This is a genomic window from Pseudoalteromonas sp. AWH4_217 (assembly GCF_056161105.1).
The window spans coordinates 151668-172612 of the sequence record NZ_JBSWYM010000011.1; the positions used below are offsets into that span (position 1 = coordinate 151668).

The following is a 20945-nucleotide window of genomic DNA, read 5'->3' on the forward strand; positions in this document are numbered from 1 at the left end:
CTTTTAGATTGACTTTAATGTAATAAGTTTCTAATCACGGGTACTAGATAGGCTAAATCATGTCTGCCTTTTAATTCAGAAGCTAGATGGGACATGTCCGAATCACTAAATTCGTAGTCGTGTATACGGCTATCTATGTGATAAATCTTGTCGAACGGAGAAACCGCCTCAAGTTTTTGTAGTGTTTCATAGTGGCTTGCTCCTTTAAGCGTGATCAGGTCAGTACCATACACGGCCGGATCAATGTCCAAAGCACTGAAAGTAGGAATAAAGCCAATTTTGGAAGACACCCACCGATATCTGTACCCGCTTTGTGAAGTAAAGTAGTAACTTTGAATGGGGGTTGCGATTCTCCTCTTTTGATTCTTCTGAGGAAAGAAAATACTTGAGGAAAGCATGAGGGTAGGTCTTTACAGTTGCAACTGTTTGTTTACTTTGGGTTTGTTTCGTGTGACCATGAGCCATGTAAAATAGCCCGTTTTGTCGGTTTATGTTCTGATATTTTGGGAGAGAATTAGTTGTTTGCTATTCAAGGAGTTTTAGCGTCCGATGAAAAACTTAATTTTTATAATTATTTTGTGCCTTATTTCAGGTTGTGCTGCAAATATTAAGCACTCTGTGAAGACTTCAAACGTTCAACAAAGCACTATGCTAAATAGTATCACGCTAGATATAGTCACTTCCGAAACAGTTAGTAATAGAAAAGGTTTAGCAAAAAGTATCGTTGAGCTTAATGAATTAATTACTAACGGGTACGAAGGCAACTTAATGCCTAATAGCTCACCTGACCAAGCTGATATTCTGGTGGAAATAAGAGTAGAGCACTTCCGTTATGTTTCAGGGTTTGGCCGTTTTATGGCTGGTGCGTTTGCAGGCAAAGCAGAATTAAAGTTAAGCGTAAGACTTATAGATTTAGCTACTAACCAAATTGTCAATGAATCCCAATTAGATACACGCTCAAAATTTAGTGAAGGGATTTTTGGCCCAACAACTTCAAGGCAGTTGGAAGCTATGTCCAAGAAAATAATTAGCATAATCAATTCAAGTGCAAAGAATAGCTAGAGTGAAATCATAGAAATCCATTGATACCCTTACTTTTTTTAGGAGGAAAAACTCAAGACACCCAACCGAATTGTACTATTTCGACCTCAGGTGGCTTCGGAGTTTGAAGTGAAGCAATCACTTAAGGTTAGCTTTGGCTTAGGAAGAGATTGCAAAGACACCCAGCCAAATTTATTGATATATTTGGGATGCTGGTAGGCTTTGGGATCGGTGTCTTTGAATTTCTCGCACAAGCTTTAGCTAGCTATTGTTAGCCGTCTAATTTCGGCGTTAGGTCAAGAGTATTTTAGAGTTGAGTATGTCGATAGAAATAATTAAGGAAGCTGCGTGGCCTGAAATACTAAAACTACAAGAGAATTTTGAAAGACATCCAGCGATATCTGTCCCCTTTCTGTTGAGCTATGTTCTAAATTGAAGTGCAACACTATAGTTTCAGATAGCTATTCTGAAGGTGCAATTCCAAGTAGAACTTGCCGGAGCGAAGTGGCAATTTTGACTGGGTGTCGTTGATCTTTTTATGACGCCCGATTTGCCCAAATTTCACATTGCTGTGACTTTTACAGTCGCAACAGGTTGTTTACTTTGAGTTTATCCCGTGGGACCATGAGATTATGTAATTCAGACCGCTTTGTCGGTTTATGTTCCGACATGTATGGGTAGAATAAATTGTTATATGCAAATTTGAGAGTTGAAGTAATGGAAAACAATTTTAACGAAATTTTAAAGGGATTCTTTTGGGGGATCGGGTTTGTAGTGGCTGTTATCGGAGGGGGAACAGTATACACATTGACGATTGCAGCTGATGTTAATGGTGCTTTTAAAAAATTAGCAGAAAACGAAGCAATCTCAAGCACATCTGAATTTGAAAACGATTTTGAAATTGTGTTATCAGATATATTTAAAGAAAATGGTCAGGTCCGCATAACAGCTGAGCTCAAAAACATTACAAAGAAAGATGTGTATACTCCAACAGTTGTTGCATCTACTTTTGATAATGCAGGTAGATTTATTGGAAACTGTCAGGGTAAAGGTAATGAAATCACACTTAGTCCAAATGAGGTCAGCTATGTTGACATTGTTTGTACCCTATACGCGTCACAAGCGAAAAGGGTTAGTTCTACTAAATTGAAAATAAAGTGGATATGAGTTTTTTGCTCAAAGCAAACGGTTCAAGAACTAACAAGCAAAATTACATGAGCAGCCATCTAAAATTGCAAAGATATCCAGCCAAATTTATCGATATTTTTTGGGATGCTGGCAGGCTTTAGAATCGGTGTATTTGAATTTTTCGCACAAGCTATAGCCAGCTGTTTAATTTCAGCGCTAGGCCAATAGTATTTTAGAATTGAGTATGTCGATAGAAATAATTAGGGAAGCTGCGTGGCCTGAAATACTACAACTACAAGCAGAGGTCTACCTGCTTGTTGAGCCTGAAAGTCTTGAGGTGTTAAAGGACAAATGGAATCGAACTCCCAGTTGTTGTTTTATCTATCGCGACAGTGAAGAAGTGAAGGGTTATTTGTTAGCGCACTCGTGGAATAGAAAACAGCCTCCGAAGTTGTTTAACGTCTTACCTAATGATTCAGAAGGTAATATCTTGTTTCTGCATGATTTGGCAATTGCAAGCTCTTCATTTGGACAAGGCATTGGGTCAAAATTAATGAAGCACCTGGTAAAGGTAGCAACTAGTTTGGGCTTCAATGAAATTAGGTTGGTTGCTGTCCAGAACTCAAAGTTGTTTTGGCAAAGACATGGTTTTAAACCATTGTCAGATAACGTATGCAAAAGTTATGGTACGGATGCGCAATTGATGTGGCGAAAGCTCCAAGCCTAACAATTAAAAATCGCGAAAATTTTTAGAACGCACCCACCAATATCTGTCCTTTTTCTATGGAAGAAAGCCGCAATTTTGAATGGGTGCCTTTGATTCTTTTTGAAAATAAAGACTTTGTAAAACTACATCAATCCACATTACGTAAAGTGGATGTGTTCTATATTTTTTGGGGTCGTACGCTTGATGGAAGTCTAATCACCAAAGCTATGTGGTAGGAACTTAATGGTGGTTCAGTAAAAGCTGTTGGTGAACCAATATCAAATAATTGTGCATTTGCTCTAGTTTCAGGTGTCGTGGGCACTGCAGCTGGTGTGTATACGTTCACTTTACAAACGCTTTGACCAAGGGACGCAAAACAGCAGGCTTGCGCTTCTTCGTTGCTAATTTTTGCTTGCTATTTTTCGCCGGTTAAACGAGGCGTTAGCTGCTATGGAGTGCTTACAGAATAATGAGATTTACTCTAGTTGTATTAGCTTTAATTCATCTTAAGGTAGCCGCGTGTGCTCAAGGTTATTTAGATGGTTACTCGGGTCAAAAAAAGTTTTTAGTTGCTGTTAACCACGCGGATTTTGTATATATCGGAGAAGTTGTCAGAACCTATCGACCTCCGGGTACACCAAGCTTTTTCAAACTCGATACTGGGTACGTTTTCAAAGTTGTAGAATTACTAAAAGGAGAATCTTTGCCATATATGGAAGCTGAACAATCTTCGATGTGTGGGGTTAACTCTCCAAACACGGAAAATTATTGGCCTAATATAATTGGTGATGAGTTTGTTATAACAGGCAAAGTTTATAATGATGAAAACTATATCAAAGCTGTTTACCCACTGAATAAAGCAATTTTTTTCATGGCAGATATTGTAAAAGCAGCTAACAAGCAGTTAAACACAACAATTAACAAGGACAACCATCTAAAACCATAATTAACAAGGACGGGCAGGTTCAACCTGGAAGTGCACCAACTTTTTCATTATAGATTTCAAATGGAGTTTTGTAATCAAGGCACCTCCTGGGCCTTGAGTTTAAATTATGCTCTATTTCTTGAATCTGTTTGTGGGTTACAGTTGAGAAATCAGTACCTTTTGGCAGATACCTTTGAATCAGGCTATTTATCTGCTCAACAGCTCCTTTTTCCCAACTATGGTAGGGCTGGCAAAAGTAAGAATCACACTGCAATGTCCCGTTTACCTTTATGTGCTGAGCATTTTCAGACCCATTATCATAAGTAATCGATTGAACAAATCCTGCGGGGTGTGAACTTAGACGTTTTATTATTGCATTGCTTGTTACTAATGCACTCTTGGAGCTTAGCTTGGTTATATGCACTAGCCGTGTTGCTCTTTCTATGATGACATTCAGTGCCGATTTCTTGTGCTTAGATACTACGGAATCGCTCTCCCAGTGGCCTAATTGGGAGCGCTCATTTATAAATGTGGGCCGTTCCAGGATGCTTGTTTTCATTGAGCATTTTTTGCTATATCGACGTGATGGATACTTTTTTCTGCGCTTTTTGTGTTTGGCAGGTTCAACTTGAAAGTGCCTGTGACGGAATTCACAATCACTGACATTCACCCGATACCAGTACCTTCTTAAAGTGACCATGCTTTAAACCAAATAGGAATTATTAAAGAACGGCTTTGATGAGTAAGGTCTCAGCTATACCGTAGCTAATTTCAAGCTAAATGGCGTGATTAATCCCTGCTGTCGCTACAGTGTTAATCCGAAAGTCAGGGATGAGCCTTTTTATCCCAGCAAGCGTTCGCAATTGGCCAGGTTGGTACGTCGCCTTTTTTGCAGATGTGTACAGTATTCAGTCATCGCGTGACGTCTGCCAGCAGCACCATAGAATACTTTGGTAAATCGGGTGGTGAGCTTTAGCCAATTTTCGGGCTCGATTTGTAGTCGGGCAAGGATAGGTTGAGCATCGCAGATGTGACCGCGTTTGTCTGCATGAACGCATCGACCTGTTAGCTCAACCAGTTCAATGTAGTATTTAAGCTCAAATGGCAATCCTTTAGGTATACTCTGTCTTGGGTTACCAGCAAAGCGCAGAAGACGCTTTGGTTGTTTGCCATCATGGGCATGTTCAATGCGCTGTTTGATGCTGGTGTAGTCAGAAGTTTCTGGTGTATCAGCTACTGTGGCCCGGATTGGATTCAGGTCAACATAAGCCATACAGGCTGCCAGGGCCGCTTCATCAAGTAATGCCTGTGACTTAAATCGACCTTCCCAGAATCGACCTGTGCAGCCATCTTCTTTGTTTGCCCGGCGAGCAATATCTTCGTTGAGCACACGCATAAACCAACTGATACTAGCGAGCCTTTCTCTGTATAGCTCAATGATACTGTTGAGTATGATGAGCTCAGAATGACTAAGCTCACTTCCCTCAATGAATTTGTGTGTCAGCCAGTTTCCCTTAAATAACTTATGCCAGCGGATAACAATGGCCTTGTCAGACAATCGTTTGGCCTTTTTATCATCCACATATAAAACGATATGGGTATGATTACTCATGACAGCGTAAGCGCAGATATCTATACAGAATACAGTCGCCAGTGTAAGTAGCTTTTCTTCAACCCACTCGCGACGATGTTCATAAGACCTGCCTGTAAATTTATCTTTGCCACACAAAAAGGCTCGCCTTACACAGCGAGAGATGCAATGGTAGTATTTTGTGTCCACTAAACTGACTTGGTTCTTTCGTGCTGTTGGCATGGTTGTCGTCCTAATCCTTGGAGTCGTCTAAAAGCGTAGTTGATGCGAGCAGAGCACACAAGTTTTGAGATGGGCGTCTACGGAAAGGTATACGCAAGTTTTGAGGTGGGTGTCTACGGAAAGGTATACGGAAAGGTAAAGCAATGACTTATGACTTTGTTATCAGGTTGATTGTTGGTGAACTGAATTGTATAGAGCAACGGAGTGCACTTTCATTATATTGATTTCAAATAAGTATTTTTCGGATATCCCAGAACGAGCGTTATAATAAAAAAAGATAGCTGTAACCATATGAAATATTTTAGAAAATTGATTGAGCAGTATATTCCGGTCAATGATGACGAGTGGAGCTCTGCTTGCAGTATGTTTGAGAGAAAACATATCAAAAAAGGAACAATTGTACATCGCGCTGGCGACGTGTTTAGTGAGATATGGTTTATCAAAAGCGGTTTAGCCAGATCATATTTCTGTGATATGAATGGCAAAGAGCATACCTGGCAACTTTATTTTCGCGGTAAAAGTAAGCATGGTTTAAACCATTTTATGGATGATAGTGTTGGCTTTTATGAAAATACAGGATCAATGCTTAACTTTGAAATTCTTGAAGACTCAGTGTTTTATGTAACGTCTCTGGAAAAGCTTGATAAATTTATATCACAAGAAAAAAAGTGGGGGCTTTTGGCTAGGGTATGGTTACACAACACCTATTATTCGGCCACGTACAAACGCGTCCTTTCTCTCATGTCAGAGTCGGCTGCCCAAAGGTATGAGCGTTTACTGGACGAATATCCTTTTATATTTAAGCAAGTTAAGTCATACCATATCGCTTCTTATCTCGGTGTCGCGCCCCAGACTTTGAGTAAACTAAAATATGAATCTAGGTGAATGAACTCTCATATTTCGTTGTTTATCATGTGTTTTTTCACTGGAGATTAACAATGAATGCCTTTCAAAATCTAAAAAGTCAAGCTGAGCAAAGTGAGCTTTTATACATTGCCTGGAACGTCTGTAGCATCACTGAATCGGGTGTTCTGCAGATACGGGGAGAGCAGTGATGGAGCTAACACAAACAGGCGCACAACTCATATTCATCGGTATTGCTTTTTTTCTCGTTGGCCTAGTGCAAGGAGCTTTGATCCCCGCTGTAAAAAACTCCCGGATGGCGCTTTCCGGTCACCTGACGGCTGTTCAATGCGGTATGGCTGAGGCTCTCTTTGGTGTTATCTGGTCGCTGGTTGAACTGCCTTTATTTTTGGCACTTTTTGCTGCTTATGGTTCTGCATTTGGATTCATCCTGATTTGGTTGGGAATAACCATTGCGTCAGTGACTGGTGCAAGTAAAGCGTTGCCAATCGCCGGTGCTGGGTTTTCGGCAAACATCACAACCGAAGTCATTGTGATGATTTTGGTACGTATTGGGTCTCTATTATCACTAATCGCCTGTTCCATATTGATTTTTGGGTTGCTGCCGATACTTGGGTAGGTGCGTTTTTGGGTGACACCCACTTCAATTTAGAACATAGCGACACCCACCGTTATTTAGAACATAGCCATGGAATGTTGAACGGCCTTTAGTAATAATTGAGCCTGCCCGAAAGGGCGGCAATAAGTCAGTACCATAGAATGTTAAGCGCTAGGTATAGTGACTACACGCTTAAGGAGGTAACGTATAACCCCCGTCACTTACCTGTTGTGATAAATGGTGAGATTAGCGTCAAGCTAAAGAGGCAGCTTGCGTGTTTGAATTGGTGTGAAGGCATCCATGCCTTGTTTACGTTCTAACTTCCCGGAACTTGGTGAGAATAGAAATCAAAGATGAAAAGGGAGATCAAAACTCTTTGAACCACGATAAAGTGTAGTAGCGACCTCTTGGGTTTGGCCCGCGATCATAGCCTCGTGCGACATCCAAAAATGGTGGCTTTTCACCAAATGGATTTTGTACAGTGAGATTAAATCGACCATATTGTTGTGCGTCATAGCCAACCGTTAGCGTTTTCAAGTCGTAAGACGGCGACCAGTCCAGAGCAAAGTCTCTGGCTGTTCTGTATTTGTCTTTTTCTGGCACGTTTGTTAAATCAAGAACATCGTCTTCATCCGAATTAAAGGCTTTACTACCGTACGCCATGGTGAAAGAAGAATTCCAGTTTCCTTTATTCCAAAATATGCCAAATGATTGCTTGGTCTCTAAATTATTGTATCGACCAATATAGGGCGTCCATTCGTCATCACCTAAGTACTGGTTATCACCTTGAGTGATTTCAGCTAATGAGTAGGTTATTTGAAAACGGCCTATTTGTGTATCAGGAAAAGTGTAGTTTAAATCTAGATCATAGCCTTGGGATCTCGTTTTACCGATGTTAATGACGATGCTCTTATAGTGTTCAAGTACATGAGTTGTTGGGTTTCGTTGAATTAGATCGGCAAATAACTCTCCATTGGTGCGCGCATTTTCACGCAGCATTACCCTGGTTAAACGCTCTGGCGCATTTTCAATGTCTACTTTCCAAAAATCTAATGTGGCAGTAAAACCTTTAAGGTACTCAGGGGTCCATACAAAGCCTAAGTTACGTGATGTAGACGTTTCCGGGCTAAGGTTCTCATTGCCGCCCATTTCAAATGACCATTGGTAAGGCTCTGCTTCAGCCACTTTTGCACCAAAGCTTTTACACAATGCCAGTTGCTTCCAGCCTGTGTTACTACATGGGTCGGAAGAGTTGGAGTACCAACGATCAGTGAATACTTCTTTGCCACGATATAAATCAAATAAAGTCGGAGCCCGAAAACCTTCAGAATAATTAGCTCGAACCATGAGTTGTTCTACTGGCTTCCAGTAAACATTAACAGAGGGCGTACTTGATGAACCCGAATCACTATAATTGGAGTAGCGAACCGCTAGCTCAACACTTAAATGTTTCGCCAAATAAGCATCTTCAGCAATTGGAATGCTGGTTTCGATGTATGCTTCTTTGATTTTACGTTTTGGTGGAACATTGCTGTCTTCCTGACTCAGGTTACCGACTAATTTATATTTTCCTCTTACATCATCGAATTGATTGCTGGCTTCTTCTGTGCGGTATTCGACTCCTACTGCCATTTGAATAGTCCCTGCAGGTAAGTTGAAAACGTTTCCTACCGCACTTAGATTGAAGGTGTTCGTTGTGGCCTTGTGCTTACTCCAAATACCATCAACCATAATTGCATCTAGCAAATCGCTGTTAAGTTGCTCAAGGTCGACAAAAGGGTTCAGTGGTGAGCAATTATTTTCAGCAAGGCAAACCTCAGGGCCGCTCAGGCTATCTTGTAACAAAGTTCTATTCAGTGCTTCAGGATAAGTTGTTTTTGCTTCATAACGGCTATGTACAAGATCTGTGGACCAGGTCCAATTTTCAGATAGTTCGCCATTGAGCCCAAGGCGCACATGAAAAGGCGTTGTAACTGTTGTTGTGTTTCGTTTATTGAGGTTGGTCAAGCGACGGTTCAAGCGTACATCGCGGCCGAACGGATTATATTCATTATCTTTACTTACGAACAGGCCAGAGACTACCGCTGCTGCCTCTTGTGCGTAGTTTTCTTTGTCGGCGTAAAGTAATTGAGCGGTACCTTCAAGTGTATCTGTAAAATTGTAATATGTGTTTAACAGTATGCTGTATTCGGTTCTTTCGGATGCGTCTAGCGTTTCACTTTGAAAGTTATAGCCATGGGCTTCTTTATATTTCTTCTCGGCTTCTTCTTGCGCTATTTCTTCTAATTCCCAGCAGGCTTGCCCGACTTGTCCTCGATAAGTTGCAGAGAACGGGGAAAAGTCATCTAAGCTGCTGCCATTTGTGCCATTATTTCTGTGCATCATGTAGTAGGTTGCTGTGGCGGTGTCTGCATCGCAATCTGCATAAGTCGCATTGCCATCGGGCCCATAAATACTCAGCCAGTTGGTACCTTCAAAAATACCATCAACTTTGTGTGAGCTTCTATCGGGGTAGTAGAAACTTCGCGAGCCTCTGTTGTATGTTCCTATTTTCTTAGCTTCAATTCCTAATGTAACCCCACCTTCGTTAAAGCTGGTGCCGCCGACAAAGCTAAAAGTGTGAGTTGGGGCATCATTGTATTCACTGATACCTGTCGAGACATTCAGTTTGACACCCTCAAAGTCTTTAAGTAACTGGTAGTTAACCACCCCCGCAATGGCATCCGAGCCATAAATTGCAGATGCTGACCCTTTTTTAATATCCACCCGTTTTAGCATGGTTGTGGGGATGATTGAAATGTCCACCGAGCCATCGGTATCAGCCGCCATTCTGACGCCATCAAGCAAGTTTAAGGTTCGTGCATACCCTAAACCGCGTAATTGAATTTTTTGTCGACCATCATTATTTCTTGCATCGGCTCCAAAGTTTTCATCAATAGAAACCTGGTGGCCATTCATGGCGGGTAAACGTGTGAAAACATCGGTAATGGAAGTTAACCCGCTTAGCGCGATGTCTTCGCTTGTCACTGTTGTGATTGGTAAAGAAGAAGTGAGTTCGGGCCGGATCAACCGAGAACCTGTTACCGCAACAATCTCAATCTCATTGTCTTCATTTTTGTTATCTGATTCATTTATCTTTTCAGCAGAGAAACCAGGGTTTGGCATCAAAACTAGGGCTGTCGTGATGGCGATATGCACAGGCGATAAAGTGTAAGTCATAAGGGTCCCTTGATGGTTTATTGTTATTATTAACTGGGCAAGTGAATAACCGAAGTACATCAATAAGTTATATAAGTCACTCTACAGAGCAGTGTAACGAGAGCAATAAGCTGGGCAATTGAAAAAATGTCAACTTGTCAAAGATTGTTTTGGAATATGGTATTCTTGTTTTGTTTTTGGGTGGTTTGATTGATCTTTAAATAGAATGATTTAGTCGCCTTTTATTAATCACTTCATTGTGTTAGGTGTTGTATTTTTTATTTCTGCTGTTTGTGCAAATATGTCCTAAAGTTGCATTAATTGCATCTTTAGTTTGTTTGAAACAAGTATCCTGGTTAATGGTTTGTTTATTTTATTTGTTTTTTGTGTTATCGGCGTTGCGGGCTTTGGTGTGGTGATTTGAATCCATGTTAGTTAAAAAGTTTAACATCAGGAAGTAATGTATGGTCATATTCAACAAGCCTGCAGTGTTATAAAAGTTTTTGAAAAAGAGAGGTTTTGAAAGGCACCCAGTCTCAATTGTTCCTAGATAGGTTTTGAAAGACACCCAGCTTTCACTGTTCCAAATTTGGGTTTTTCTGCGTCACTTCGAAAAGAGGTTTTGAAAGAAGGTTTTGAAAGACACCCAGTCTTAATTGTTCCTTATTTGGGTTCTTTGGTTCACCACTGAATTATGTACAGCATGAAAAACTGGGTTAGTTGCGCTTATTGAGTTAGACAGCAGAAATATCGCATAGCGCTTGTTGCTGGTACGATGAGTTGTTACCCTCAAAGCAAATAATCATAATTCAAGGCAACATCATGCAGGAATTTTTCGAGAAATTTGCAATTAATACCAAAATTAACGTGGTATGGGGTGAAATGGATGCTTTGGGGCACGTGAATAATGTGTCTTACTTTCGTTACTTCGAAACCGCGCGAATTGATTTTTTGAAACAAACAGGGTTACTTTCTGTCTTATCAGAACCGACTCACAGCCCGGTACTGCGTGATACTTATGCGCAATATAAGCGACCGGTGACCTTTCCAGATACTTTGTATATTGGTTCATATATCACTGATATCAAAGAAGACCGCTTCACCATGCGTTACGAAGCGTTTAGTGAATCACAGCAGGCGATATGCACAACAGGGTATGCGAATGTGGTGATGTTTAATATGAAAACAGGGCAAAAATCGCCAATTCCAGAGAGCATGTTGACCATATTAAAGCAATACGAGATGGAGAGTGAGCAATAGAGCGGGTTTCTGTTTTCTGTAAATGCACAGGCAGCTTGTGCTCGTCGCTTCTGACATGAGTGACAGTCAGGCGGACCTTGGTTATAAAGATCCCCAAGGTTCGAAATCTGAGGTATGATTTTGGTATCAATAAGTTAGCAAAAACTATCTATGTCAAAATTAACCGCGAAACAAAACATAGCAGCGATAGTTACAGCGATTAAAGCCGAAGAGAAATCGCTCAGAGCTCGTTATCCTATACTTGAAAAGCAAGATGGCATAGCTATGGTTATTCTGCTGTTGTCATTATGTTCTTTTACTGGGGTTGCTACGCTTTATTATTTTGCTGCTATTCCCGCGTGGTTGTGCATTCTTTTGGTAGCCTTTATTACTTCCATTACACATGAACTTGAGCATGACCTGATCCACAAGCTGTATTTTAGTAAACGTCCGCTTATACATAACTTTATGATGCTAGTCGTGTGGTTGATGCGACCAAACACCGTGAACCCCTGGTATCGCAGAAAAATTCATTTGCACCATCATAAAGTGTCTGGCACCCCACAAGATCTGGAAGAGCGCTTAGTGGGTAATGGTATTAAATCTCCTTTTTTAAGAGCGATCGTCATCACTGATGGTCTGCTAGGTTTATTGATTAATTCAAAGTGCTTTAGTAGGGAAATTCGCGACTTCAGGTTTTTTCAGGTCTTCAATGCCGGTTTTCCCATTGCGACGGCATACTTTGCAATTTTATACGGTGTAATCGCTTTTCATGTGCTGCAATTTATTCACCCATTTGAACTACCTAACAGGGGAGTTGAGCTACTGGCGGTTGCACAATTTGTGATGGTGGTTTTGATTGTGCCTAATATTGTCCGCTCGACGTCTCTCAACTTGATCACATCTTCAATGCATTATTATGGTGGAGTGAGCAATGTGCTAGAGCAAACGCATGTGATCACCAGTCGCTGGTTCTTACCATTTCAACTCTTTTGTTTTGATTTTGGCCGTACACACACAATTCATCACTTTGTGCCGAATCAGCCCTTTTATATTCGGCAATTAATAAGCAAAAAAATACGGCCCATTATGGCGCTACATGGAGTACGTTTTGACGACTTACAAAGCTTGAAACGTGCAAATCATTACCCAACACCTTGAATAGTCAGATTAAACCAGAGACATCCAGTCAAACAGTGCTTTTAAAAGGCCATGCCAAACTGAAAGGCTTACAAACATGGTGGTTATATGCCTGGTCACAATGCTGGTGGAAACAAGGAAACTTCAATGCAAAAAGTTAAAGTTATAGCAATAGTAATCATTACTCTAATTTCAGCTTTTGCTAAAAGCTCAAGTAGAGAGCTATCACCGGAAGAAATAGCTTATCTAGATATTAAACAGTTGGCTGAAGCCGTTGAGCTTTACCATCGTGAATTCGGTAGTTATCCAACTAATGAACAAGGATTAGGTGTGTTGGCTCAGGAAGTACTTATCAGTAAAAGTTGCCCTTGTAAAAAAGAAAAGATTATCAATTGTAAGTGGAATAAAGACACCCAATTGAACTGTTTTTCGAATGGCAGCGGCAGGTTCAAGTTGAAAGACCTCCAAGCTTGGTAATTGGATATCCGAGCAAAGTTGCACCCAGCGTAATCCGTTCTTTTCCCATTGAGATTACAGCCAGCCTCAAGTGACTGAGATTGGACGATCAAGCTTAGAAGTGGATGTCCAAACAAAGCTTTGTTCCTGATTGCTAATCATAATTGGTATAGTTAAAGTAGCTCTAACAAATGGTTATCATACCCTTTAGGGACTGGGTTGTCGTGGCGATAAATGATCCTATGAGCACTGTCAAAAATAGAAAAATAAAAACGGTTTTTGAGCATACACAAGCAAACGTGTTGGTGATCCCACAAGCTTTGTATGCCATGAAAGATGCTATTGTGCTTAGTCATTACCGAAATTCAGCCATTGTTTACAAGAACCTGGCGCAGGATTTGGTAGATATTGAGTTTTATACCAATACACCTTGTTTCATATTTATTGAAAGTGGTCGAGAGGTGATCACTAATAGTAATAATGAGACTCTGGAGTTAAATGCTGGTTCGTCTGTATTTCTCCCTCAAGGGTTAAACCTGCAGTCTGACTTTGTTAAAGAAACGGAGTCTCTTAAAGCTTATCTTGTATTTTTTGATGATGATGTAGTCAATGAGTATGTCAGCAAAATCAAGATGCCAGTAGCTTGTCATGAAAATAAAGAAACGTTTTGTTTGTTAGAAAGTGGCGATGAATTTAGGGCTTTCTTTAACTCAATTCGATTTGAAATCAAATTGCCTTTGTATCTCAATATTAAGCTCTTGGAGTTGCTCCACCTTATTGCCTGGAGAGACGAGCTGGGTATTTTTAATGCATTGCTTGCTCAGCAAAAAAGGATCTCACCTAAACAAAATCTTACCCGCATGTTAGAAACGTTTGATGTGTTGCATTTAACCGTTAGTGACCTGGCCTGCCTTTCAGGCAGAAGTCTTTCAAGTTTTAATCGTGATTTTAAAGAACAATACAAATTAACACCTAAGAAGTGGTTACAAGAGAAAAAATTGTCTAAGGCGAAAGAACTCCTTATAAATAAAGAACTTTCTGTTACTGAAGTGGCTTTGAGCATAGGATATGACAATGTGTCGGCCTTTATAAAGGCGTTCAAACTTAAGTATGGTGTCACACCAAAACAGATAAAAAGGCTTTAATGACTGGAAATCGTTATTTTTGACAGCTTTTGGGTAGTTGGTTTTTGGCTATTTAATTAGTATGAACTCCGGTTTTTATCCCAAAGGAGTAAGAAATGAGTGTTAGAGTTACCCTAAACTGCCAAGTGAAACCAGAACAATTTCAAGCCTTGAGATCATTTCTAGAAGACAACTTACCCAATGTTAGGGGGTTTAAAGGAAATATGCTGGTTAGCGTTCTATTTGACGAAAAAAACGGTGAAATGCTTTTGGACGAAGAGTGGTTAACGGTAGAAAGTCACCAGAATTATTTGAGTTTCATTCACGGCAATGGCGTACTGGAAAAACTGAGCGCATTCCTTTGTGCGCCGCCAGTAATCAAGTATTTTGATAAGGTCGAGATTTAAGTACTGAAAAAATACGGATGTAGCACCTTACACAGAGCTGCAGTCGATTAATTAACCTGGCGCTCAATGTTTATTGTTGATCGCCATTAAATTCAAGGAGAAGGTATGAGGTTAATCATAATCCCCCTGATTGCTTTGATGTTTGCCAGTCATAGCATAGCGAGCGAAGAGATCGAGTTGCGCGATAAAGGCGTTGAGGCCGCATCAAAGGGGGACTTTAACTCTGCAGTAAAATACCTGAGAAAAAGCGCAAGGCTCGGTTTTTATACCGCTCAAGTAGAATTTGCCTATTTACTGGAATCAAGCCCTGAACCAATTCAAAATAAAATTGAGGCTTATGCTTGGTATGGCGTTGTTTTATCCAGAAATGGCACCGATACCGATTTTGCAAAAGAAAGGTTAGCCAGCTTAACCAAAGCAATGAAAAAGGAGGAGGTAGTTCAAGCAAAAGGAATCGCTGCAAAGTATATTAAGCTGTATTCAAAGTAGAGATTTACTGGCTTCGCTGCTTCAGTGGGCAAATGCAAATGCAACAACCCCTCATATTGCTGCGCTTTGGAGTGTGCGTACTATATTAACCAGAGGTGTTTCGGTGTATGAAACTGGCATCAGTAGTATTAGCTGTGTTGATAATGTATGGTTTTATTGAATCACAACAGAAAGGTTTTAAAAATATTTTGGTTGAGTGATTCTTCAAGGCCTTTAAAGGAACTAAAGTTCTTGTCGGCCTCTTCTGAGTCATACCCCAAATGTAATCCCGATCAATTTTTCCAAGTACAAAGATGCAAAGACACCCAGTAAATCCGACCTTCCCTTACTGAGGTTGCTTTATCCTATATTGGCGTTGCAATCTGCAATGCGGTCCCGCCCAGCGTATGGCTTAATCGGTTTGCCAAAGTACGATGATAAAGGGCCTAGCCCTGACGAAGGTTCGGTCGCTACAGACCGATTGGGTGTATCAATTTTAGAAGACAGACTCGGAACTCATTGGGGGCGTAGAACAGTTAGTTAAGGCAAGATATATATCAGAGCAACACATTTACAACGGACTGAGCCAAGTATCAAGCATGTTTAAAAGGTAAAAGAACACACGAGATAACGAAAATTCGCTATCTCGCAGGCCTACTCAGCTTGACAGCTCTGGCTGTTACACAGAACCATTTACATGGTCACTAAACAATCAGTGCATGTCTCTTTCGTCAAACAAGGAGTCATGGTTTCACAATAAAGAGAGTCTAGTGGTAAACCACCAACAACTGCCCCAGTGTTTTCATTAGCCAAAACTTTAGTGTTATTAAGTTTCTTAAGCATACCTTTCTTTAGTTTCAGTTTCATGGTTATTCCTTTGTTTATTTTGTGTTAAATAATAAGCTATCGCATTACATATGATAATACAATGTTTATTTTGTGTTCAGTTTAAGGTGGTTAGTTTTGAAGTACATAACAGAAATTGTCTGCAAATTTAGAATATTCGATCATTGCAATAGCACATAAGAAAAATAAACCGACAAACACATTCATGGCGTTGAAGCGCCAATATGAGCTGCTAGAAATTAGCCGTGCATTTGCCTATTACCAACCCAAGGGGAGTCGCAGGAAACGTTCGACAGTATGAAGACAATAGATGAAATACATCTGAAGTATCCGTTCATGGGTTGTGGGCGTATTGCCGGCGAATTGGCCTGGTTAGCAAGAGCAAGCTACACGCAGCTACATGAACATATATTGAGCTCCAGCGATGTCAAGCCGAGTAGGCCTATGGTAATTGCAAAGGCACCCAGCCAAATTTATCTATATTTTGTGATGCTGATCAGGCTGTGGAATGGGTGTCTTTGATCTCATTGATCTCATCACTACAAGTCGAACCGTGTTTTACGAGGGGAAGTTTCAAGTAGAAACTGCTTTTGAGTGAGTGTCCGAACAAAACTCTCCAACTCCGCGAACAAAACTCCGCACTTCGAGCTAAGCTTCCGCTGATGGTGTAGGTGCAAAATCTGATAAAATTACAAATTAAGTTAACCTTGCAGAAGGGGGGGAGTGTTGATGAGTGAAAGCAATGTAAAATATAAGCTTTTACATGATGACTCAGTAAACGGAGTCAAGATGCAATTATTCAGCGATTTTGATGGTGAAATTGCTGACGTGATCAACCGTGAAAATGTAACTTCTCTGATGCTAAATCAATGGCTGGGTTGGAAGTGTGAGCCATTGGATTTTTTGACAGAGCTCACGCAGCTTAAAGCGTTGTATATCTTTGATTCGACAATCACAGATATCTCAAAAGTATCCCATTTAGTGAATCTGGAAGTGCTATATTTGGAGTGCCCCAAATTAAAGGTTGGATTTGATGTTTCACAACTTTGTAACTTAAAAGATGTGCGGATCGACTGGAAACCTTGCTTAAAAAATATTTCTGAGAGCACTTCAGTTGAGGTTTTATTGTTGAATGGATTTAAGGAGGAATCGCTAAGTGGTTTATTACCATTAACCATCCGCAGATTAGATCTCATAAAGCCAAGTAAGTTGAAGACCTTAGATGGGTTAGAAAAATTAAGTGAGCTAAATTCTATTTCGTTATATCAATGTAGAAAGTTGGAGAGCATTGATGCCATAACTTCGTTAGGCCTTGCTAGTGTTGAAATAGAAGGATGTAAACAGGTCAGAGGGTTATCAAAACTACTCACTCTATCTGGGTTAGAAGGTTTAGTAATTGAAAATTGCTCGACCATTGAATCTATTTCTGGCATTTCTAAGCTGCGTAAACTGCAAAAACTACGAATAGCTTCAACCACGATATTGGACGGTGACTTGTCTGAACTGGTCGGTATGAGGCTTAACAGTCTGTTTTTAGAAAGAAAAAAATCGTACTCTCATAGCCTGGAAGAAATTAGAAAATCTTTGATTTAAAGAAATATTGTTACGAACAAATACAACCCAATAATTTTTGAATCCAAAGCCTCACACTTGCGGGGCTTTGCTTTTCCTGGCTTTGGAGAAGAAAAAGCTCTGCTCTGACATGGTTAATTCAAGTAATAGTGCGTGTCTACTAAACACAGATTTGTCTACCAAACACACCTTAACTGGGTGTTAAATAAAAAGATAAGTTCAAGAGGGTAAAGCCACCTGTCACACAGGTGGCTTTTTGTGGTTAGTCGCTGCCGCGTAGTGAATAAATCACTCGGTTGCGGATCAGCGGGCTGCTTGCATAGATAGCAGACAACACAGATGTGCCTACAATCACCAGCAATGACAGTAGTACGCTGACTATATCCAGCTCTACAAAGTAAGTGCTGTGGTTGCTTAGGTAATAGTAAATCCCAACCAGGCCAAGCAGTGCTATCACGATACCACTCAGCAGAGGTGTCATCGCATCTTTAAGCAGTAAAGAGATGATACGATTTGGCGCCGCACCAATGGCCATACGCACGCCCAGTTCAAACTTACGCAGTGTCACACTGTAGCTGAACATACCGTACAGACCAATGGCTGCGAGCAGGATAGACAAGACACCCAGCGAAGCTGAGATCCAGGCAAAGATGCGATCCAGTGCCAGTTTCTGGTCATGGATGCTGGTCATGTCATAGGCGTCGTACAGATATACCTGAGAGTGTACTTGCTCTGCCAGCTGGTTGTATTCCAGAATGCTGACTCGATTGTTCGGCTTATACTTCACCATAAAGCTGGCCGCCGAGATGCTTGGAATATAAAAGCGTGGACTATTTTCCTGTGCAGGTACCTGCATATCTTCAACGATACCTACGATAATGTAAGGGTCTTTTTGACGAGGTAAATACACAGGGCGGTCAAGCACGTTACCACTTGGGTCAATTTGCTCGGCCATGGTGCGGTTGATGATCGCAACCTTCTGGCGATTGGCGACATCTTCAGCGGTAAAGTTACGGCCCTGATGCATTGGCAAACCAATTAAAGGTACGTATTGCTCATCGATGAGTGCTACCCCCGGGCTGATGCGGTCACCACCGCCTTGCTCCGTGGTTACCGCTATGGTCCATTCCATGTTTTTAGTGCGAGCCATAGGGGCATTGGATCCTATACTGACTTCGGCAACCGACGGATGCGTGGCAATTTTATCTTTCAGATCCTGTACCAGGCTCATCCATTGCTCACGGGTTTGCAGATCGACTCCACCCAGCTCCATAGACACATAGGCAACCTGTTCAGATTCAAATCCAAGCGGGCGCTGGATATTGTCTAACGCTTTGCTCAGCACATAGGCATTACAGGTTACCAGCAGTGCGCTGAGGGCTACCTGGCTGGCCATCAGGGTCGTGCGCAGGCTTCTTGAAATTTGCAGGCCGCTGCCTTTACCACTGGTTTGAATGGCACCCGCCAGAGCACGGTACTTGATCTGTTGTGTGGTAATGGTGGCAAACGCAAACGCCAGTAACCAGGCAACCGCAAATGAGAAGACCACAGTTGCCACATTCAGGTGTAGCTCTGCGACGCGCGGAATATGGTTTTGTGCAAAGCTGACCAGCAGATTGTTTGCAATCAAAGTGATCACGACGGAGAAAACCGCTGCGGCTGTCATTACCAGGCCAATTTCAGCCAGAATCGCAGAGAAAATATGACGCTTGTTGGCGCCCAGTGCGGCCTGAATACTGAATTTACGATGGTTGTTGGCTGCACGGGCAAGTACCAGGTTGGTCACGTTAACCGCCGCAATCAGCAGCAGGATGATCATACCCGCCAGCATCAGTAAGGTTTGAGAACGGGTATCACCCAAAATGACCGTTTCAAACTTTTCTAAAGTAACGTCAATTTTGCGCGATTCAAAGTAAGCCACGCCTGCGTTCTCGGCGCGGAATTTGGTATTAATGGCGTTGCTCAGTACCAGTTCAGCCTGTTTAGGCGATTGATCTGCTTGCAACTTAGCAACCATAAAGATATCGATGAAGAACAGTCCCCAGTCGGTATCGTCTTTTTCACTGACCGGGTTGAAGTCCCATGGCATCCACACCTGCGTTTTATTGTCGACCGACATTAACTGCGGTTCAACGAATTGAGGGCTGGTCACACCAATTACCGAGAACTTAGTGCCCTGAATTTCCAGAGTCTGGCCCAGTACATCCTGGCTGCCGGCATAAAAGTCCTGCCAGAAATCATAGCTGATCACGGCAACTGGGTTGTGGCTGTCTTTGCGTTCAGTGTCCTGAAAGCCACGACCCAGCGCATATTCAGCCGCCAGCAATTGCATGAACTCCGGGCCTGTGTATGCCGCTTTGAGTTTGCTTTTGCTCGGGTCATTTTGCAGTATCTCTTCGCCATATTTAATAAAGGTGTGTTGCTCAAAGAGCTCTGCGGAGTTGGCCATTTCGCGCAATCCCGGGTAGTTCTGGGCATTGGCGAATTTAAGCTTGCCATCGTCGGTATGACGCCAGTTACTGATCACCAGTCGTGACTGATCCGGGTAGGGCAAAGGTTCGAAGCTCAACAGGTAATTGAGGTTAAAAATGGACGACAGGGCACCTAAGGTGATCCCTAAGGTCAGCACTATGGTGATAAAATAACCTGGTGCACGCAGCAGGTTATTCAGCGCGTTGCGCAGATTCTTTTTGAATAACATATCACACAGCCTCCGCAACCTGCTCAATGTGCTGCTCAATGAGGCCTTCACTTAAGCGGAATTGCTTGTTGGCGTGATCGGCATACCGAGGGTCGTGCGTAACCAGACAAATTGTCGTGCCATTGTCGTTGAGTGATTTCAGCATCGCCATTACCGCATCACCATTTTTGGAATCCAGGTTACCGGTGGCCTCATCAACCAGCAGTAGAGCAGGTTCACATACCAGTGCCCGTGCAATCGCCACACGCTGTTGCTGACCGCCCGAAAGCTGGTTTGGCTTGTGACCAGCGCGGTTCAGCATATCAACCGTCGCCAGACATTTTTCAACGCGGGTGCGGATCTCTTCGTCGCTATATTGGGTGTTTGCATAATCCAGTGGTAATGCCACATTGTCGTACACACTCAGCTCATCAATCAGGTTAAATGACTGGAAAATGAAGCCGATTTTCTGGTTACGAATGGCTGCCGCTTCTTTAATCGAAAGGCTGCTGACGTCCATGCCATCGAGCATATAGGTGCCCTCTGAAGGAATGTCCAGCAGACCCAGGATAGACAGCAAGGTTGATTTACCGCAGCCAGAAGGGCCACAGATTGAAACAAACTCACCTTCTTTGATTTCTAAATTCACGCCACGCAGTGCATGGGTTTCCATTTCTTCCGTCGCGTAGACTTTTTTGATCCCGTTAAGGGTGATAATTGACTTGGACATAAAATGCTTC

19 protein-coding genes are annotated in these 20945 nt (G+C 41.8%); 13 read left to right on the top strand and 6 right to left on the bottom strand.

From position 1 onward, the window contains the following. Positions 1–549 precede the first annotated feature (549 nt). The 4 genes from ACXAH1_RS15265 (at position 550) to ACXAH1_RS15280 (ending at position 3821) form a co-directional block, all read left to right on the top strand. Positions 550–1062, top strand: a complete 513-nt coding sequence (locus ACXAH1_RS15265) for a DUF4410 domain-containing protein (protein WP_475197782.1) — start codon at positions 550–552, stop codon at positions 1060–1062. A gap of 696 nt (positions 1063–1758) precedes the next feature. Continuing rightward, positions 1759–2208, top strand: coding sequence for an FxLYD domain-containing protein (locus ACXAH1_RS15270; protein ID WP_475197783.1), 450 nt, complete (start codon positions 1759–1761; stop codon positions 2206–2208). Positions 2209–2413: 205 nt separating this feature from the next. Beyond that, positions 2414–2896, top strand: a complete 483-nt coding sequence (locus ACXAH1_RS15275) for a GNAT family N-acetyltransferase (protein ID WP_475197785.1) — start codon at positions 2414–2416, stop codon at positions 2894–2896. Positions 2897–3344: 448 nt separating this feature from the next. Then, positions 3345–3821, top strand: coding sequence for a hypothetical protein (locus ACXAH1_RS15280; protein ID WP_475197786.1), 477 nt, complete (start codon positions 3345–3347; stop codon positions 3819–3821). A gap of 19 nt (positions 3822–3840) precedes the next feature. Here ACXAH1_RS15280 and ACXAH1_RS15285 read toward each other — a convergent pair whose 3' ends face one another. Together ACXAH1_RS15285 and ACXAH1_RS15290 are read right to left on the bottom strand one after the other, a co-directional pair. Continuing rightward, on the bottom strand, positions 3841–4500 hold the full coding sequence (locus ACXAH1_RS15285) for an IS30 family transposase (protein WP_475197787.1): 660 nt from the start codon (positions 4498–4500) through the stop codon (positions 3841–3843). A 141-nt stretch (positions 4501–4641) separates the two neighbouring features. Then, a complete protein-coding gene (locus ACXAH1_RS15290) occupies positions 4642–5613 on the bottom strand; it encodes a transposase (RefSeq protein WP_475197789.1) in 972 nt (323 codons plus the stop codon). A 291-nt stretch (positions 5614–5904) separates the two neighbouring features. Here ACXAH1_RS15290 and ACXAH1_RS15295 point away from each other — a divergent pair, with 291 nt between their 5' ends. After that, positions 5905–6498 carry a Crp/Fnr family transcriptional regulator gene (locus tag ACXAH1_RS15295; RefSeq protein ID WP_475197790.1) on the top strand — a complete coding sequence of 198 codons (594 nt, stop codon included), beginning with the start codon at positions 5905–5907 and terminating at the stop codon, positions 6496–6498. Between the two features lie 169 nt (positions 6499–6667). Further along, the gene (locus tag ACXAH1_RS15300) at positions 6668–7096 is read left to right on the top strand and encodes a hydrogenase (protein ID WP_475197792.1); all 429 of its coding nucleotides are present in this window, start codon (positions 6668–6670) and stop codon (positions 7094–7096) included. 345 nt (positions 7097–7441) lie between these two features. Here ACXAH1_RS15300 and ACXAH1_RS15305 read toward each other — a convergent pair whose 3' ends face one another. Next, the gene (locus ACXAH1_RS15305; RefSeq protein ID WP_475197793.1) at positions 7442–10294 is read right to left on the bottom strand and encodes a TonB-dependent receptor plug domain-containing protein; all 2853 of its coding nucleotides are present in this window, start codon (positions 10292–10294) and stop codon (positions 7442–7444) included. 801 nt (positions 10295–11095) lie between these two features. Here ACXAH1_RS15305 and ACXAH1_RS15310 point away from each other — a divergent pair. The 6 genes from ACXAH1_RS15310 to ACXAH1_RS15335 all read left to right on the top strand — a co-directional run bounded on the left by ACXAH1_RS15310 (position 11096) and on the right by ACXAH1_RS15335 (position 15128). Beyond that, the gene (locus ACXAH1_RS15310) at positions 11096–11533 is read left to right on the top strand and encodes an acyl-CoA thioesterase (protein ID WP_475197794.1); all 438 of its coding nucleotides are present in this window, start codon (positions 11096–11098) and stop codon (positions 11531–11533) included. A gap of 150 nt (positions 11534–11683) precedes the next feature. Next, positions 11684–12673, top strand: coding sequence for a fatty acid desaturase (locus ACXAH1_RS15315; RefSeq protein WP_475197795.1), 990 nt, complete (start codon positions 11684–11686; stop codon positions 12671–12673). A gap of 126 nt (positions 12674–12799) precedes the next feature. Then, positions 12800–13129, top strand: a complete 330-nt coding sequence (locus ACXAH1_RS15320) for a type II secretion system protein GspG (protein ID WP_475197797.1) — start codon at positions 12800–12802, stop codon at positions 13127–13129. A 203-nt stretch (positions 13130–13332) separates the two neighbouring features. Next, positions 13333–14253, top strand: a complete 921-nt coding sequence (locus tag ACXAH1_RS15325; protein ID WP_475197798.1) for a helix-turn-helix domain-containing protein — start codon at positions 13333–13335, stop codon at positions 14251–14253. Positions 14254–14348: 95 nt separating this feature from the next. Next, positions 14349–14639, top strand: coding sequence for a putative quinol monooxygenase (locus ACXAH1_RS15330; protein ID WP_475197799.1), 291 nt, complete (start codon positions 14349–14351; stop codon positions 14637–14639). Between the two features lie 105 nt (positions 14640–14744). Beyond that, positions 14745–15128, top strand: coding sequence for a hypothetical protein (locus tag ACXAH1_RS15335; RefSeq protein ID WP_475197800.1), 384 nt, complete (start codon positions 14745–14747; stop codon positions 15126–15128). 672 nt (positions 15129–15800) lie between these two features. On the opposite strand, the gene ACXAH1_RS15340 is transcribed toward ACXAH1_RS15335, so the two are convergent. After that, positions 15801–15974, bottom strand: a complete 174-nt coding sequence (locus ACXAH1_RS15340) for a hypothetical protein (RefSeq protein ID WP_475197801.1) — start codon at positions 15972–15974, stop codon at positions 15801–15803. 708 nt (positions 15975–16682) lie between these two features. On the opposite strand from ACXAH1_RS15340, the gene ACXAH1_RS15345 reads away from it, so the two are divergent. Continuing rightward, entirely contained in the window at positions 16683–17546 is an 864-nt protein-coding gene (locus tag ACXAH1_RS15345) for a hypothetical protein (RefSeq protein WP_475197803.1), read from the top strand. A gap of 241 nt (positions 17547–17787) precedes the next feature. On the opposite strand, the gene ACXAH1_RS15350 is transcribed toward ACXAH1_RS15345, so the two are convergent. Both ACXAH1_RS15350 and ACXAH1_RS15355 read right to left on the bottom strand, forming a co-directional pair. Beyond that, the gene (locus tag ACXAH1_RS15350) at positions 17788–20226 is read right to left on the bottom strand and encodes an ABC transporter permease (protein WP_253043501.1); all 2439 of its coding nucleotides are present in this window, start codon (positions 20224–20226) and stop codon (positions 17788–17790) included. Position 20227: 1 nt separating this feature from the next. Then, on the bottom strand, positions 20228–20935 hold the full coding sequence (locus ACXAH1_RS15355; RefSeq protein ID WP_054016499.1) for an ABC transporter ATP-binding protein: 708 nt from the start codon (positions 20933–20935) through the stop codon (positions 20228–20230). Positions 20936–20945 lie beyond the last annotated feature (10 nt).